At 52.9% G+C, this 16,561-nt stretch carries 16 protein-coding genes; 1 reads left to right on the forward strand and 15 read right to left on the reverse strand.

Translation table 11 applies throughout. From position 1 onward, the window contains the following. Window positions 1-66: 66 nt before the first annotated feature. From rnhB to rpsB, 15 genes are all read right to left on the reverse strand, one after another. Window positions 67-663 (reverse strand): ribonuclease HII, encoded by a 597-nt coding sequence (gene rnhB, locus OB87_RS12515; RefSeq protein ID WP_033569766.1) that lies wholly within the window; start codon window positions 661-663, stop codon window positions 67-69. Continuing rightward, window positions 660-1,808, reverse strand: coding sequence for a lipid-A-disaccharide synthase (gene lpxB / locus OB87_RS12520; RefSeq protein WP_033569767.1), 1,149 nt, complete (start codon window positions 1,806-1,808; stop codon window positions 660-662). Before lpxB ends, rnhB begins: the two co-directional genes overlap by 4 nt. Window positions 1,809-1,811: 3 nt before the next feature. Then, window positions 1,812-2,600: an acyl-ACP--UDP-N-acetylglucosamine O-acyltransferase gene (lpxA, locus tag OB87_RS12525; RefSeq protein WP_033569768.1), complete on the reverse strand. Its 789-nt coding sequence runs from the start codon at window positions 2,598-2,600 to the stop codon at window positions 1,812-1,814. Between the two features lie 3 nt (window positions 2,601-2,603). Continuing rightward, on the reverse strand, window positions 2,604-3,059 hold the full coding sequence (fabZ, locus tag OB87_RS12530; RefSeq protein WP_022632460.1) for a 3-hydroxyacyl-ACP dehydratase FabZ: 456 nt from the start codon (window positions 3,057-3,059) through the stop codon (window positions 2,604-2,606). Between the two features lie 149 nt (window positions 3,060-3,208). Then, window positions 3,209-4,231, reverse strand: a complete 1,023-nt coding sequence (lpxD, locus tag OB87_RS12535; protein ID WP_033569769.1) for a UDP-3-O-(3-hydroxymyristoyl)glucosamine N-acyltransferase — start codon at window positions 4,229-4,231, stop codon at window positions 3,209-3,211. 3 nt (window positions 4,232-4,234) lie between these two features. After that, window positions 4,235-4,732, reverse strand: coding sequence for a molecular chaperone Skp (skp, locus tag OB87_RS12540; protein ID WP_024104884.1), 498 nt, complete (start codon window positions 4,730-4,732; stop codon window positions 4,235-4,237). A 134-nt stretch (window positions 4,733-4,866) separates the two neighbouring features. After that, the gene (bamA, locus tag OB87_RS12545; RefSeq protein ID WP_033569770.1) at window positions 4,867-7,284 is read right to left on the reverse strand and encodes an outer membrane protein assembly factor BamA; all 2,418 of its coding nucleotides are present in this window, start codon (window positions 7,282-7,284) and stop codon (window positions 4,867-4,869) included. 34 nt (window positions 7,285-7,318) lie between these two features. Beyond that, window positions 7,319-8,674: a sigma E protease regulator RseP gene (rseP, locus tag OB87_RS12550; RefSeq protein ID WP_033569771.1), complete on the reverse strand. Its 1,356-nt coding sequence runs from the start codon at window positions 8,672-8,674 to the stop codon at window positions 7,319-7,321. A 21-nt stretch (window positions 8,675-8,695) separates the two neighbouring features. Beyond that, window positions 8,696-9,553: a phosphatidate cytidylyltransferase gene (gene cdsA, locus OB87_RS12555; protein WP_033569772.1), complete on the reverse strand. Its 858-nt coding sequence runs from the start codon at window positions 9,551-9,553 to the stop codon at window positions 8,696-8,698. Window positions 9,554-9,562: 9 nt separating this feature from the next. Next, a complete protein-coding gene (ispU, locus tag OB87_RS12560; RefSeq protein ID WP_033569773.1) occupies window positions 9,563-10,324 on the reverse strand; it encodes a (2E,6E)-farnesyl-diphosphate-specific ditrans,polycis-undecaprenyl-diphosphate synthase in 762 nt (253 codons plus the stop codon). Between the two features lie 181 nt (window positions 10,325-10,505). Further along, window positions 10,506-11,699 (reverse strand): 1-deoxy-D-xylulose-5-phosphate reductoisomerase, encoded by a 1,194-nt coding sequence (gene ispC / locus OB87_RS12565; RefSeq protein WP_033569774.1) that lies wholly within the window; start codon window positions 11,697-11,699, stop codon window positions 10,506-10,508. Between the two features lie 199 nt (window positions 11,700-11,898). Next, window positions 11,899-12,456 (reverse strand): ribosome recycling factor, encoded by a 558-nt coding sequence (gene frr / locus OB87_RS12570; protein ID WP_024104878.1) that lies wholly within the window; start codon window positions 12,454-12,456, stop codon window positions 11,899-11,901. 290 nt (window positions 12,457-12,746) lie between these two features. Next, window positions 12,747-13,478, reverse strand: coding sequence for a UMP kinase (gene pyrH / locus OB87_RS12580; RefSeq protein WP_013316752.1), 732 nt, complete (start codon window positions 13,476-13,478; stop codon window positions 12,747-12,749). 169 nt (window positions 13,479-13,647) lie between these two features. After that, a complete protein-coding gene (gene tsf, locus OB87_RS12585) occupies window positions 13,648-14,505 on the reverse strand; it encodes a translation elongation factor Ts (RefSeq protein WP_033569776.1) in 858 nt (285 codons plus the stop codon). 125 nt (window positions 14,506-14,630) lie between these two features. Further along, the gene (gene rpsB, locus OB87_RS12590) at window positions 14,631-15,356 is read right to left on the reverse strand and encodes a 30S ribosomal protein S2 (RefSeq protein ID WP_033569777.1); all 726 of its coding nucleotides are present in this window, start codon (window positions 15,354-15,356) and stop codon (window positions 14,631-14,633) included. A gap of 364 nt (window positions 15,357-15,720) precedes the next feature. Between rpsB and map the strand changes: the two genes are divergently transcribed. Beyond that, the gene (map, locus tag OB87_RS12595; RefSeq protein ID WP_033569778.1) at window positions 15,721-16,515 is read left to right on the forward strand and encodes a type I methionyl aminopeptidase; all 795 of its coding nucleotides are present in this window, start codon (window positions 15,721-15,723) and stop codon (window positions 16,513-16,515) included. The last annotated feature ends 46 nt before the right edge of the window (window positions 16,516-16,561 follow it).

Consider the following 16,561-nt stretch of genomic DNA (forward strand, 5'->3'; position numbering starts at 1 on the left):
TTCAGATCCCATAATCTCTTTAGTAACCGGTCAGACAATGCGCGTCAGGCCAGTTGTGCGTTTGCGTTATGCCAGGCCCAGAGCCCGTTTAACCGGAGCGAAACTGCGCCTGTGATGAGGGGTGGCGCCCAGCGTCGCCAGTTTTTCAAGATGATACGCCGTAGGATACCCTTTGTGCTGCGCAAATCCATACTCTGGAAACTGCTGGTCCAGCACGCTCATTTCACTGTCTCGCGTTACCTTGGCAAGAATCGACGCCGCACTGATTTCCGCCACCAGGCTGTCTCCTTTGACCACCGCCTGCGACGGCATCGGTAATGACGGGCAACGATTACCGTCGATCAACACAAAATCCGGCGTAATGGGTAATCCAGCAACCGCACGCTGCATCGCCAGCATGGTAGCGTGCAGAATATTGAGCGAGTCGATCTCCTCCGGCTCAGCACGGCCAAGACTCCAGGCCAACGCTTTATCACGGATTTCGTCGTACAGGGACAAACGACGTTTCTCACTCAATTTTTTGGAGTCAGCCAGGCCGACAATCGGCCGACTGGGGTCCAGAATCACCGCCGCTGTGACAACGGCCCCCACCAGCGGGCCTCGCCCTACTTCATCCACACCCGCGATACGATGCGCATCGGGGTAAATAAAAACCTCACTCATGACTGCCACAGCTCCAGTACCGCCTGCGCCGCCTGCTCGTCGGCGTCGCATCGAATCTGCTCATGCAGGTGCAAAAAGACCTGCTGCAATTGCTGCGCTGCATCACCGCCCGCCAGCCAGGGCAGTAGCGCCGCTGACAATTTGTCTGGCGTGCAGTCATCCTGCAACAATTCCTTGACCAGCTCGCGCCCGGCCAGCAAATTGGGCAACGACACCCACGGTGTTTTCACCAGTCGTTTCGCCAGCCAGAATGTGAAGGGTTTCATCCGATACCCCACCACCATCGGACTCTTCGCCAGCATACACTCCAGCGCCGCCGTACCGGACGCGAGCAGCGTCGCGTCGCTGGCGATCATCGCTTCACGCGCCTGTCCATCCAGCAAATGAACATCCATTTCTGGCGCAACCTCAGCTTTAATCTGTTCAAACTGCTCGCGGCGACGTTGGTTGACCAGCGGAACCACAACCTCCAGCTCAGGATAGGCCTGCCGCAGCAATTGCGCTGTTTTCAAAAAATCAGCGCTCAGCATTTCCACTTCAGCGCTTCGGCTACCAGGCAATAACGCCAGGCAGCGCGCATCCTCCGCTAACCCCAACTCTCGTCGTGCCGCGGCTTTGTCCGGATGCAACGGCATCGCATCCGCCATGGTATGGCCGATAAAACGACAAGGGACATTGAAACGATCGTAAAACGCTTTTTCGAACGGCAGAAACGCCAGCACCAGATTGGTAGCTTTAGCGATTTTAAACACACGATTCTGACGCCATGCCCACACCGATGGGCTGACATAGTGAATGGTTTTAATGCCATTCTGCTTCAGGCGCCCTTCCAGAGTAATGTTGAAATCAGGAGCGTCGATGCCGACAAACACATCTGGCTGCAACTCGCAAAAACGCTGCGTCAGGTCACGGCGGATTTTCAGTAAGCGCGGCAGGCGTCCTAGCACCTCAACCACACCCATCACCGCCAGCTCTTCCATCTCGTACCAGGCTTCACAACCTTCCGCCTGCATACGCGGTCCAGCCACGCCGACAAAACGAGCATTGGGTACGTGTGCTTTCAGCGCGCGGATTAAACCTGCGCCAAGAATATCGCCGGAGGTTTCTCCGGCGACCAGTCCAATAGTCAGGGGACGCGACGTCATAATTTAGCGAATAATGCCGCGTGTTGAGCGGGTAAAGAAATCAAGGTATGCCTGTACCGCCGGGTGCTCTGCCGCCAGCGCTTCAAGTTCACCTTTCACTTCATCCAGCGTTCTACCGCTGCGATAGATCAACTTATAAGCGTTGCGGATAGCATGAAGGGTTTCTTTTTCAAACCCACGGCGTTTCAGCCCTTCAATGTTGATGCCGAACGGCGTGGCATGGTTGCCTTGCGCGATCAGATATGGCGGGACATCCTGCGCCACACCGGAACAGCCGCCCACCATCACATGTGCACCAATTACGCAGAACTGATGTACCGCCGTCATACCGCCAATAATCGCAAAATCATCAACGGAGACATGGCCGCCCAGCGTAGCGTTGTTCGCCAGAATACAACGATTGCCAACAACACAGTCGTGAGCGATATGTGTATTGATCATCAGCAGGTTATCATCACCGACTTTAGTCAACCCACCGCCCTGCGCAGTGCCACGGTGAATGGTTACGCTTTCACGGATACGGTTACGGTCGCCCACTTCAACACGAGTCGGCTCGCCTGCGTATTTCAGGTCCTGATTGACTTCACCTATCGTTACAAACTGATAGATTTCGTTATCACAACCAATTTTGGTGATACCGTTAACGACGACATGAGACTTCAGTACCGTACCCGCGCCGATCTCAACCTGCGCACCGATATGGCAAAACGGCCCAATGTGAACACCAGCACCGATAACAGCACCGTCTTCAACAATGGAACTGGGGTGAATAAAGGCGGTTTGATCAATCACAAATCAGCCCTCCCGACGACGAGCGCACATCATTTCTGCTTCACAAGCAATTTCACCATCAACTTTGGCAACGCCTTTGAAGCGCGCAATACCGCGACGTTCCTTGAGGAACTCAACTTCCAAAATCATCTGATCGCCCGGTGCAACAGGACGTTTGAAACGTGCTTCGTCTACAGCGGCGAAATAATACAACTCGCCCGGTTCCAGTTTACCCAGGCTTTTAAACGCCAGAATACCGGTAGCCTGAGCCATCGCTTCCAGAATCAGCACGCCGGGAAAAATCGGTTTACCAGGGAAATGCCCCTGAAAGAACGGCTCGTTAAAAGAGACATTTTTTACCGCGCGCAGGAATCTTCCTTTCTCAAAATCCAGTACACGATCCACCAGCAAGAACGGATAGCGGTGCGGTAGTAGATCCAGAATCTCTTCAATATGCAGAGTATGCGTGTCTGTATTCAAAATACTCTTCCTGTCAATAAATACGATAGCATCAACAACACGGCCTGCACATTCCCCGACTCGGGAGGAACAACATGCAGGCCGCAAATAAAAATTGCGCACATGGCGCCAGTCTTGCGTCCGAAACGCGAGGCTGCGAATACGGGTGATTAACGGTCTTCGAGCTTACGCTCAACGGCTTTAAGCCGTTTGCTCATCTCGTCAATGTTCATCACCAACGCAGCGGTCTTACGCCAGACCTTATTCGGCTGCAATGGGATACCGGAAGAATAAACGCCCGGCTCAGTGATAGGCCGCATGACCATTCCCATCCCTGTGACTGTGACCTTGTCGCAAATCTCCATGTGACCATTGATCACGCTGGCACCGCCAATCATGCAATACCGGCCAATCTTCAGACTGCCCGCCATGATTACCCCACCAGCAACCGCGGTATTGTCCCCAATCACAACGTTGTGTGCAATCTGACATTGGTTATCAATGATGACACCGTTACCAATAATGGTATCGTCCAACGCACCACGATCGATGGTAGTACTGGCACCGATCTCGACACGATCGCCGATGATGACCGTTCCCAGCTGGGGAATTTTGATCCAGTTACCACGATCATTAGCGTAACCAAATCCATCAGAACCGATGACCGTACCAGATTGAATCAGGCACTGTTCACCCAACACGACGTTATGGTAAATCGTAACATTGGCCCACAACCGGGTTCCCGCACCGATACGAGCATTCTTGCCGATAAAGCAACCTGCTCCGATAATCGCGCCATTACCCAGTTCCACGCCGGATTCGATAACAGCATTCGCGCCTACCGAAACCCCATCTCCTAAACGCGCATCAGGGGCAATCACCGCGGAAGGTGAGATCCCCTGTGCAGGCGCCGGCGTTGTATCCATCAACTGCGCCATACGCGCATAGGCCAAATAAGGATTCTTTACTACCAGAGCTGCTTTATCACAAAACGGTAAATCAGCCTCTGTCAGCACCACGGCGGAAGCCTGGGTACTGTTCAGTTGCTCACGATAACGGCTATCGGATAAAAACGTAATCTGTCCTGCCTGCGCTGAATGCATAGAAGCAACAGCGGTGATGACGATATCGCCATCACCGTGTAATTGTGCATCCAACTGTTGAGCCAAGGCGTCCAGTCGAATTGAAAACATGAATTATTTAACCTGTTTCAGCACATCTGCAGTAATGTCTTTCGCGTTGTCAGCATAGGCAACTGCGTTAGCATCGATAACCACGTCATAACCCTGTTTGGTAGCAACGGCTTTAACCGCGTCTTGAATGCGGCTCAGGATTTTGTTGCGCTCTTCCATCTGACGACGACGGTTGTCCTGATCAAATGCTTGAGCTTTGCTGGAGAATTGTTCACGCTGAGCCATCACGTCACTTTCCATCTTGGAGCGTTCGCTGGCTTTCATGGTAGAACCATCACGCTGCAGCTTCTGCATTTTTTCCTGCAGAGCACGTTCCATGGACTGCAGTTCAGAAGCACGGCCTTTGAACTCGTTTTCCAGCTGTTTGCCTACGGCTTCACGCTGCGGCAACTGTTGGAAAATGCTGGAAACATTGACAATCGCAATCTTGTCGGCAGCCTGAGCGCCAGCAGATACAGCCAGCGTTAAACCTAACCCTGCGGCATACAACCACTTTTTCACTTTGAAACTCCTCACCCTAAGTATTTCTGCGCTGATCGCGCTTATCGTAATCGCGACATCGGCGGCCAAGGTACGCTCAAATCGCCGCCGGATGCCGGTACATCTTCCTTTCAACCTTACACACCGGGCAGTTCTTACCAGGTCTTACCGATGTTAAACTGGAACTGCTCGGAGCGATCCCCTTCGTATTTCTTGAACGGCTGGGCATACGAGAACACCAGCGGCCCCAACGGCGACATCCATTGCACGGCAAGACCTGAAGACATACGAATATTTCCCGGCGTACTGTAATCCGGCACGCCCGCTGCCAGCGTCTGGGCGGTGTTTTCCCAATGAGTATCCCACACTGTACCGGCATCGACGAAGAAAGATGTACGAATAGAGCTGGAATACTTGTCGCTAACGAACGGTGTCGGCACGATCAGTTCTGCGCTGGCGACAGCCATCGCATTCCCCCCCACCGCATCTCTCATTTTGGTGGAGTCAATGCTACAAGATGACACGCTCTCTGTAGTACATCCGGTATAGTAAGCCGCTTTCGGACCAATAGTATTGGAACGGAAACCACGCACCGAGCTGGAGCCGCCCGCAAAGAAGTTATCGTAGAACGGCACTTCCTTGCCACTCAGACCATCAGCATAACCGGCTTTGGTTCTCGCCATCAGCACCCAGTTATGACTTTCACTGATCGGGAAGTAACTCGCCGAATCGAAGGTCAGTTTATAGTATTCGTTGTCCGAACCCGGCACGGTCACCTTAGCATTCAGGTTGGCACGGTTGCCCGCTGTCGGGAAGTAACCACGGTCAAGGTTATTGTAGGTCCAGCCAGACGTCAGGAAGAAGTCGTTGGCGTCAAAACTGGCACTCGACGTGGTACTTGGATCCGGATCCACACCGGCTTTGTTCAGATAACGCCACATCGCTACCTGCGGTTTCATGTCCGACAGGGAGTTGTGTACATAATCAACACCAACGCGCAACGAGTTGTTCTCGTTAACCGGGAAGCCCAACGTCGTGCCCGCACCGTAACTTTGGTTGGTGTAGTCGGACAGGTCCGCATCCAGCGCTTTGAAGTTGTTGTAGAAAATACGGCCGCCGAGGCTAACACCATCTACTGTGAAGTACGGATCAGTCATCGACAGTTCGACATAAGTCTGATAGTCGTTGCGAGTACCGCTGATACCCACCGAGTTCCCCGTCCCCAGCCAGTTATCCTGCTGGACACCAGCCTGGAAGCTCACCCCACTCTCAGTACCGAAACCGACACCAAAGTTAAGGCTACCCGTGTTACGTTCCTTAACCTTGTACACCACGTCGACCTGATCCGGTGTTCCCGGTACACGCTGGGTTTCCGTATCCACGCTCTCGAAATAGCCGAGGCGGTTCAATCGCTCTTTACCCTGCTGCACCAGATCGTTGCCGAGCCAGCCGCCCTCCATCTGGCGCATTTCACGGCGCAGTACAGAGTCTTTAGATACATCGTTACCTTCAAAACGGATTCGACGAACGGTAAAGCGGTTACCGGCATCCACATTGATGTTAAGACGCACCGTTTTGTCGCTATCGCTGATTTCCGGTTGGGTTACCACACGAGGATAAGCATAACCATAGCGGCCCAGCAGCTTTTTGATGTCCTCTTCCATCCGGGTCACTTTGGTGCCGTTATACAACTCGCCCGGCTGAATACGGGTCAAGTCTTCAATTTCGGTAGCATGACCAACCAGATTACCACGCACCACCACGCCGGATAGCTTGTACTGATCGCCTTCGGTGATGTTGACGGTGATGTAGATACCTTTCTTGTCAGGCGTCAGGCTGACCTGGGTGGAATCAATATTGAAGCGTGCATAACCGCGGTCGAGATAAAAGCTGCGCAGGGTTTCCAGGTCGCCGGAAAGCTTCTGCTTCTCGTACTTGCGATCCCCAACCACGTTCCACCACGGTACTTCGTCACGCAACTGGAAGCGGGAAATCAATTCATCGGAGCTGAAGGACTTGTTGCCGACAATATTGATTTGCTGGATCTTGGCAGATACCCCTTCGGTAAACACCAATTTGAGGTCAACGCGGTTGCGGGGCAGCGGCGTCACTACGGCTTTCACCGTGGCGCTGTATTTACCTACGCTGTAGTAGAAATCTTCCAGCCCTTTCTCGATGTTGGACAAGGTGGTACGGTCCAGCGCTTCACCAACGCGAACACCGGAGGCCTCAAGATTCTCTTTGAGCATCTCCTCTTTCACCGCCTTGTTGCCGGAGAAGGTCAGGCTGGCAATCGTCGGACGCTCCTTGACCTGAATCAGCAGCGAGTCCCCGTCCCGCAGGACACGGACATCTTCGAAGTTTCCGGTCGCAAACAAAGCCCGAATGGTATTACCGATATCCTCGTCAGTGACGGAATCTCCCACCCGGACAGGCATACTGAGCAATGCCGCACCAACGGCAACTCGCTGCAGGCCCTCGAAATGAATATCTTTCACTACGAACCCGTCTGCACCGTATACGGTGGCGCTGCTAAACAGCAGCGACGCTATGAGCAACTTTTTCATCGCCATCGTTGTTATGCGTTTTTCCTAACCTGTTCCACACCTAAAGGCGGGAGAAATCATTGAAAAGTGCGAGTCCCATTAACATCATCAGCAACACCGTGCCAATGCGGTAGCTAACGTCCTGCACACGCTCGGAAACCGGTCCGCCCTTCAGCTTTTCAATCGCCAGAAAGAGCAGATGACCACCATCCAGTACTGGCAAAGGGAACAGATTGATAATCCCCAGGTTGACGCTGATCAGCGCCAAAAACATCAGGTAATACACCAATCCGTAGTCTGCCGACATGCCTGCTCCCTGCGCGATGGAGATCGGGCCGCTCAGATTATTCAGCTTCACGTCACCGGTAATCAGCTTACCCAGCATACTGACGGTCAGTTTCATCAGCAGCCAGGTTTTATTCCCAGCCTCATAGATGGCGCTGAACGGCCCATACTGGCGCACGGTCTTATACTCATCAGGCAAAGGGGTGACTTTCGGCACCACACCGGCAAACCCTTCCAGCCGGTTCTTCCCCACCGTCTTGCTATCAGGCGTCAGAGCAACGGACAGCGAGCCACCGCCTCTCTCCACCTCTAGCGTAATCGGCTTGCCTGGGTTATCACGCACGGCAATGACAAACTGCTGCCAACGAGCCAGCAGTTGACCATCGACTTTAACGATCCTGTCCCCGACTTGCAAACCTGCTTTTTCAGCCGCGGAATGCGGCTGAACCTGCGTCAGTACCGCTTCAACCTGCGGCCCTTTGGGCACAATTCCCAGCGATATCGCCGGATCCTGCCTTTCGGGATCGAAATGCCAGTCTTGCAATTCAAGCCGCTTGCTCTCAGTCTGTGCGACACCCAACGGCGCGGTTTCAATCACCACGTCAGGCTCGCCAATCTTGCCAATCAGGGCCAAACGCGCGCTATCCCAGTCAGGCGTTTCGATGCCATCAATCGACTTTAGTTCCATCCCTGGCGAAATTTGGGCCTGTGCAGCAATCGAACCGGGTAAAACCTCGCCGACCACCGGACGAACACCCGGTACGCCTATGATAAACACCAGCCAATAGGCGAACACGGCGAAAATGAAGTTAGCGATCGGTCCAGCACTGACAATGGCCGCCCGTTGCCAGACAGTCTTATGATTGAAAGCCTGATGTTGAAGACCCGCTGGCACCTCATCGACCCGGCCATCCAGCATTTTCACATAGCCGCCCAGCGGAATCAGCGCGACAACATACTCGGTTCCCTGACGATCACGACGGCGCCACAGCGCTTTGCCAAAACCGATGGAGAAACGCTCGACGCGAACACCACAGCGGCGGGCAACCCAGAAATGCCCAAATTCGTGCACAGTGATCAACACACCGAGTGCGACGATAAATGCGGCCAGGCTCCAGAGAATATTCAGCATAGACAGATTCTACCTGTGTTCCTAAACGGCCTTGAACAGCAACAGCATCAGGCAGGCAAATACCGGAATAGCTGCAGTCAGGCTGTCAATACGATCCAGTACCCCACCGTGGCCCGGAATCAGATGACTACTGTCCTTGATACCAGCCTCACGCTTGAACATGCTCTCAGTCAGATCGCCTAATACCGAAGCCAGCGTCGCCACTACAGAGCAAATCAGTAAGGTAAAGGTAGAAATAGACAAGGGCGCATAGTGACTAAACAGTAACGCAATCACCGCCGACGTTGCCAACCCACCGATAAATCCTTCCCAGGTTTTCCCCGGCGAAACCTTCGGTGCCAGTTTATGCCGTCCAAACAGTTTGCCGAACAGATAGGCACCGCTATCAGCCCCCCAAACCAGCACCATCACATACAGCAGCCACCAGGCTCCACTAAAAGGATTGGTTTCATATTCGAACTGGCGCAATGCCACCATGCCCCAAAAAAAAGGCACAATGGTCAACAGGCCGAAACACAGGCGCAATACGCGGGAATGACGCCATACCGCAGCGGAAGACGGATAAGACAGAACCATTAACAATGCCACGCTCCACCAGGCAAGGGAGAGCCATAGAGAAAGGCAGACCGGTACAAGCGTAACGGAATAATGATAATCAGGCAGGGTCAATAGCATCGCCGCCAGCACGAAGCCACAGGCAATGGAAAGCCAGATTCGCTGTGTGTAAGAAACCAGACCAGCCAGTTGACCCCACTCCCAGGCAGCCAGCATACAGACAGCCAGCGTAACCAGAGAGAAAACCAACGGCGGCAGGAAAAAAAGCGCCGCAATAACCAAAGGAATAAGAATCAGCGCAGTAATTAGGCGATACTTCAGCAAAAATACCCCCTACGATGCATTCGCATCGTCAGGCGTGGTTCCCCCAAAGCGACGCTCACGTTGAGCAAAGGCATGAATGGCACCTTCAAAGGTTTGTTCATCAAAATCCGGCCAGAGAACATCGGTAAAATAGAGTTCTGCATATGCAATCTGCCACAGCAGGAAATTGCTGATGCGATGTTCTCCACTGGTTCTTATTAGCAGATCAACCGGAGCCAGATCATTCAGGCACATGTAGCGACTCAGCGTCGACTCATCAATAGTGTCAGGACACAACGTCCCTTCCTGAACCTGTGCAGCGATTTTTCTGACCCCGTGGATAATATCCCAACGCCCACCATAATTCGCAGCAATATTCAGAGTAAGGCCAGTATTATTTTCCGTCACTGCCTCTGAACGGCGAATAAGCCCCTGTAATCGGCTACTGAAGCGACTGATATCACCGATAACTCTCAGACGGACATTATGCTTGTGCAGCTTCTTGACTTCGCTATTCAAAACACGCACAAACAGCTCCATCAGCGCAGCAACCTCTTGCTCCGGGCGATTCCAGTTTTCGCTGCTGAATGCGTATAACGTCAAGGCTTCAAGGTTCTGGCCAACGGCATAACTGATCGCGCGGCGTACTGACTTCACTCCTGCCTGATGACCGAAGATCCGCAGCTTTCCCCTCTGCTTAGCCCAGCGGCCATTGCCATCCATGATTATCGCTACATGGCGCGGACCGTTAGGTAACAACTTCTGACTACCTTGTTGATTTTCGGAGGGCATAGCGTGTATTGATTTCCTCGAGCAAGAAAATGATTATTCCAGTCGCGCCAAACCTGACAGCATAAAAAAAGCTGTGAACACACAGCTTTCCATCACCGTGGCTTTTATTGATAACCACCTGCATCAAGCGGCGCAGACTATACCATTTCAGGCGCATGTGAACAAACACACCAGCGTAAGGTTACTGATAACGCCGCAGTACATTTTCTGCGGCTTGTCTTGCCCAGGTATCGATAGACAACACATCATCAACGCTTTGCGGCTCAGGTAATGTCAACTGTTCCATCACGCTCTGATTGACTGCGGCGATGTCGGTAAAACGAATACCGGATTGTAAAAATGCCGCAACCGCAATTTCATTTGCCGCATTGAGAGCCGTCGTAGCAGCTTGCCCTTGGTTACATGCGTCTATCGCCAGACGCAGACAAGGATACCGCTGTAAATCCGGCGCAGAGAAGGTCAAAGCCCCTAACTGGCAGAAATCAAGCGCCGACGCGCCGGAAAAAACTCGATCGGGGTAGGCCATCGCATAGGCTATGGGAGTTCGCATATCGGGCGTTCCCAACTGCGCCATCACACTGCCATCGCGATAACGCACCATGGAATGGATGACTGATTGCGGATGGATAACCACTTCCATCTGTGCTTCCGAGGCGTTAAACAGCCAGCGCGCCTCGATATATTCCAGTCCCTTATTCATCATGGTGGCGGAGTCCACCGAAATTTTTCGCCCCATAGACCAATTTGGATGGGCGCACGCCTGATCTGGAGTGACGCAATCCAATGCGGCAAGCGGAATCTCGCGGAATGGCCCACCGGAACCGGTCAGCACAATTCGCTCAACCCCGTATTGCTTCAGGGAAGCATATCCCAGTTGTCGTTGGATTGGCTCAGGTAAACTCTGAAAAATGGCACTGTGTTCACTATCAACCGGCAACAGTTGCGCCCCGTTCTTAGAAACCTCGTCCATAAACAAACGGCCACAAGTCACCAGAGACTCTTTATTCGCCAACAGCACTTGCTTGCCAGCGCGAATCGCCGACAACGCCGGCAGCAAACCGGCGGCACCAACAATCGCCGCCATCACCTGATCGACCTCATCCAGCGCCGCCAGTTCGCAGGCTGCCTTCTCGCCTGACAGCACGGTTGTCTGGCTACCGGCTTCGCTTAAGCGGAGACGCAACTCACGAGCCGCGTCTTCGTCTGCCATCGAAGCATACGCTGGGCAAAACTCCAGGCACTGCTCCGTCATCAGGGAAACATTGCGTCCGGCAACCAGTGCCGCTATCGAAAATTTGTCTGGATTGGCCCTGACCACGGCCAGGGAACTGACGCCAATAGAACCGGTAGAACCGAGGATAGTCAGTTGCTTCATGAGTATGACCTGATAAAACTGGGTTTGATAACAGGCGTGGTGCCAGTCTGTAACGTCAGCACCGGCCTGTCGATGAGGCTGGTGTGAAAATGCGTGGCGTTACGCAAAACATCCCGCATCCAAAAGCTGAAAAACAAAACGCCGCAGGAGGCGCGGGCCTGACCCTGCACCTGCCGCGGCGCTGTACCTGACCGATGGATTAGAAATCCATCAGTTCTTTTTCTTTCTCGGCCAGAACGGCATCGATCTTTTTGATAAAGCTATCAGTGAGCTTCTGAACGTCATCTTGAGAACGGCGTTCATCATCTTCGCTAATGGTCTTATCTTTCAGTTGCGCTTTCAGCTTGTCATTAGCGTCACGGCGAACGTTACGTACCGCTACACGGCTCTGCTCGGCTTCACCGCGCACCACCTTGATCAGGTCTTTACGACGTTCTTCCGTCAGTGGTGGCAGCGGAACACGGATAACCGTACCGGCAGACATCGGGTTAAGACCCAGATCGGATGCCATGATGGCTTTTTCCACCGCCGGGCCCAACGTCCGGTCAAATACGGTGACTGCCAGCGTACGCGTGTCTTCCACTACGATGTTAGCTAACTGACGCAACGGGGTTGCGCTACCGTAATACTCAACATGAATGCCGTCCAGAAGACTGGGGGATGCGCGGCCAGTACGCACTTTGCTGATCTGGTTCTTGAAAGCTTCTACGCATTTATCCATGCGCGTTTCAGCGTCTTTTCTGATTTCATTAATCACGTTGTGAACCCTTGAAAACTGGTTGCCAGTCAGGTCACGCGCGACTTGCATGACCCAGCGAATCATTGATTACCAGCGGCAGGCTGGCGATGTATGGCGCAATCTTGTATACCCGTCATACTTCAAGTTGCAGGTGTGTTGGCTGCGTTCAAATCAGCTCCCGGCAGATTTGTCGCTCACCCGAATCACTTACCTGAATAAGCTCATCGGGATTCACTCACTTGCCGCCTTCCTGCAACTCGAATTATTTGGGTATATCACCAAAACAAGATATTACCTTAAATTAGACGTCAGCCGTTATTACTGATCAACGTCCCTTCTTTTTCGCCCATCACGACACGACGCAGTGCTCCCGGCTTATTCATATTGAACACCCGGATCGGCAGATTGTGGTCACGTGCCAGCGTAAAGGCCGCCAGGTCCATCACCTTAAGTTCACGCTCCAGCACTTCCTGATAGCTCAATGATTCATAGAGCGTCGCGTTAGGATCTTTAACCGGATCAGCCGAAAATACACCATCCACTTTGGTGGCTTTCAGCACGACATCAGCTTCGATTTCAATCCCGCGCAGGCACGCTGCGGAGTCGGTGGTGAAGAAGGGGTTACCTGTACCGGCGGAGAAAATTACCACGCGGTTGTTACGCAGCAGGCTGATGGCTTCAGCCCAGCTGTAATTATCGCACACGCCATTGAGCGGAATGGCTGACATCAGACGGGCGTTGACATAAGCACGATGCAGCGAATCACGCATCGCCAGACCGTTCATAACGGTAGCCAACATCCCCATATGATCACCCACCACACGGTTCATGCCTGCTTTGGCCAGACCAGCGCCGCGGAACAGGTTGCCGCCGCCGATCACCACACCGACCTGAATGCCCAACTCAACCAATTCCTTCACTTCCTGGGCCATACGATCGAGGATGCTCGCATCGATACCGAAACCTTCAGCTCCCTGCAGGGCTTCGCCACTCAGCTTCAGCAGGATACGTTGATATACGGGTTTTGCGTTGGTTGCCATGGTGTTCTTGTCCTAACAGGCTGTCATCGTACTGGGGGTTATTACTGCTACACCCGGCGCACCATCGGTAGGGGCCAGATGCCATGAAATTGCTTGTATCACGAATTACAGGTATCGCGAATAGTTTGGCTGGATAAAAAGGAACCGCCAAGTGGCGGCTCCATTTTTATTAAGACTGCTTGCTCATTGCTGCGACTTCAGCAGCAAAGTCAACTTCAGCTTTCTCGATGCCTTCACCCACTTCGTAGCGAATGAAGCTGCTCACGGAAGCACCGTGCTCTTTCAGCAACTGGCCAACGGTTTTGTTCGGGTCCATAACGAAGTTCTGGCCGGTCAGAGAGATCTCGCCGGTGAACTTACGCATACGGCCTTCAACCATTTTCTCAGCGATTTCGCGCGGCTTGCCAGACTGCATGGCGATGTCCAGCTGGATCTGATGCTCGCGGGCAACCACGTCAGCCGGAACGTCTTCAGCATGAACGTATTCCGGTTTGCTGGCGGCGATGTGCATGGCAACATGCTTGATCAGCTCTTCGTCAGCACCAGTAGCGGCAACCATAACGCCGATACGCGCACCGTGCATGTAAGAACCCAGCGCGTCGCCGGTCTGCACAGCGATACGACGGATGTTGATGTTTTCACCGATTTTCGCTACCAGCGCGGTACGCTGTTCTTCGAATTTCGCTTTCAGAACTTCAACATCAGTGATGCGCTCGTTCAGCGCAGCAGCGATAACTTCTTCGCCAAACGCTTTGAAGCCTGCGTCTTTTGCTACGAAGTCAGTTTCGCAGTTCAGTTCAACGATGACGCCATATTTGCCGTCAGCGGCAATTTTGGTCAGGATCACGCCTTCAGCAGCAACGCGACCTGCTTTTTTAGCAGCTTTAGCCTGGCCGGATTTACGCATGTTGTCGATTGCCAGCTCGATGTCGCCATTAGCTTCAACCAGAGCTTTTTTACATTCCATCATGCCTGCGCCGGTACGTTCGCGCAGTTCTTTTACCAGGGCAGCGGTAATTTCAGCCATTATCTTTTCCTCGGTTATCTCGTGGGGGAGATAAGTAAGAGATAAGTAAAAAGGGGGCCTGACAAGGCCCCCTAACCAACATATGTCAATACCTGGTTAATAAGGGCTCAACAGAGCTGGCCTTATTATTCAGCTTCGACGAAGCTCTCTTCTGCCTGTTCAGCCAGATCCTGAGAACGGCCTTCACGGACAGAGGCGGCAACAGCGCTCAGGTACAGGGTTACTGCACGGATGGCGTCGTCGTTACCAGGGATGATGTAGTCAACGCCATCCGGATCGGAGTTGGTATCAACGATGGCAAATACCGGGATACCCAGGTTGTTTGCTTCTTTGATAGCAATGTGTTCGTGATCGGCGTCGATAACGAACAGCGCGTCAGGCAGACCGCCCATGTCTTTGATACCGCCCAGGCTGTTTTCCAGCTTGTCCAGTTCACGGGTGCGCAGCAGCGCTTCTTTCTTGGTCAGCTTGTCGAACGTGCCGTCCTGAGCCTGAGTTTCCAGGTCTTTCAAACGTTTGATGGACTGACGAACGGTTTTCCAGTTAGTCAGCATACCGCCCAGCCAGCGATGGTTCACGAAGAACTGGTCGCAACCGGTAGCAGCTTCTTTTACCGCTTCGCTTGCTGCGCGTTTAGTACCGACAAACAGGATCTTGCCCTTACGGGAAGAAATTTTGCTCAGCTCAGCCAGGGCTTCGTTGAACATCGGTACAGTTTTCTCAAGGTTGATGATGTGAACTTTGTTGCGTGCACCGAAGATGAACGGTTTCATTTTCGGGTTCCAGTAACGAGTCTGGTGACCAAAGTGTACGCCAGCCTTGAGCATGTCGCGCATGGAAACAGTTGCCATGATTACCTCTGTAGATTAAGTATGGGGTTATGCCTCCACGTGTCCCATTGCGCCGACCTGAATGGAAAACCATTCTGGCACCCCGGCGAATGTGTCGACACGTGTGTGTTATACACATAGTGAGTTCAGTTTGAACCAGTCAGTATTCAGTTACCTGAACGCCAGCCGGATCACCGGCGCGCTTTATACCATAAACCGCCCCCGGACACCAACTTTTGTTGCATTCTACTGTAATGCCCCAAGCCCTGGATGACAGCCCCGTTACGGAATGATGATTTGGCAGTGTCAGGCTGGGCTGATACCATAAATCACTATTTACCGACCCTCTTTCGCCGGAAAAGGCGATACCAGTGGACTGAATTCTATGGCTATCTCAATCAAAACCTCTGAAGACATCGAAAAAATGCGTGTGGCCGGCCGCCTGGCGGCGGAAGTGCTGGAAATCATCGAACCGTATGTGGTTCCAGGCGTGAGCACCGGCGAACTGGACCGCATTTGCCACGACCACATCACCAACAAGCAAAATGCGATTTCCGCCTGCCTCGGTTATCACGGCTTTCCTAAGTCCGTCTGCATTTCTGTCAATGAAGTGGTGTGTCACGGTATTCCGAGCGATGACAAAACCCTCAAGGACGGCGATATCGTCAACATCGACGTCACGGTGATCAAAGACGATTTTCACGGCGATACCTCCAAAATGTTCATTGTTGGCAAGCCGACCATTCAGGGAGAACGCCTGTGCAAGGTGACGCAGGAAAGCTTGTATCTGGCGCTACGGATGATTAAACCGGGCATCCGGTTGCGCACGCTGGGCCGCGAAATCCAGAAATTCGTAGAAGCGCAGGATTTCTCCGTGGTGCGCGAGTACTGCGGTCATGGCATCGGCCGTGGTTTTCATGAAGAACCGCAGGTGCTGCATTATGACGCTGACGACGGCGGCGTGGTGTTGCAGCCGGGCATGGCGTTTACCGTGGAACCGATGGTCAACGCTGGCGATTACCGCATCCGCACCATGAAAGACGGGTGGACGGTAAAAACCAAGGATCGCAGCTTGTCGGCGCAATACGAGCATACTATTGTGGTGACTGAAAACGGCTGCGAAATAATGACGTTGCGTAAGGATGACACCATCCCCAACATCATCACGCATCAGGAATAATTGAGCATAAGCCGGCTGATGCCGGCTTTTTTTATGTTTATGGTGG

It is taken from the genome of Dickeya undicola (genome assembly GCF_000784735.1).
Lineage (GTDB): Bacteria > Pseudomonadota > Gammaproteobacteria > Enterobacterales > Enterobacteriaceae > Dickeya > Dickeya undicola.

Coding starts and splice junctions, on each gene's coding strand:
- rnhB (WP_033569766.1), bottom strand. CDS start 663: ATGAGTGAGGTTTTTATTTACCCCGATGCGCATCGTATCGCGGGTGTG.
- lpxB (WP_033569767.1), bottom strand. CDS start 1,808: ATGACGTCGCGTCCCCTGACTATTGGACTGGTCGCCGGAGAAACCTCC.
- lpxD (WP_033569769.1), bottom strand. CDS start 4,231: ATGTTTTCAATTCGACTGGACGCCTTGGCTCAACAGTTGGATGCACAA.
- bamA (WP_033569770.1), bottom strand. CDS start 7,284: ATGGCGATGAAAAAGTTGCTCATAGCGTCGCTGCTGTTTAGCAGCGCC.
- rseP (WP_033569771.1), bottom strand. CDS start 8,674: ATGCTGAATATTCTCTGGAGCCTGGCCGCATTTATCGTCGCACTCGGT.
- ispU (WP_033569773.1), bottom strand. CDS start 10,324: ATGCCCTCCGAAAATCAACAAGGTAGTCAGAAGTTGTTACCTAACGGT.
- ispC (WP_033569774.1), bottom strand. CDS start 11,699: ATGAAGCAACTGACTATCCTCGGTTCTACCGGTTCTATTGGCGTCAGT.
- pyrH (WP_013316752.1), bottom strand. CDS start 13,478: ATGGCAACCAACGCAAAACCCGTATATCAACGTATCCTGCTGAAGCTG.
- tsf (WP_033569776.1), bottom strand. CDS start 14,505: ATGGCTGAAATTACCGCTGCCCTGGTAAAAGAACTGCGCGAACGTACC.
- rpsB (WP_033569777.1), bottom strand. CDS start 15,356: ATGGCAACTGTTTCCATGCGCGACATGCTCAAGGCTGGCGTACACTTT.
- map (WP_033569778.1), top strand. CDS start 15,721: ATGGCTATCTCAATCAAAACCTCTGAAGACATCGAAAAAATGCGTGTG.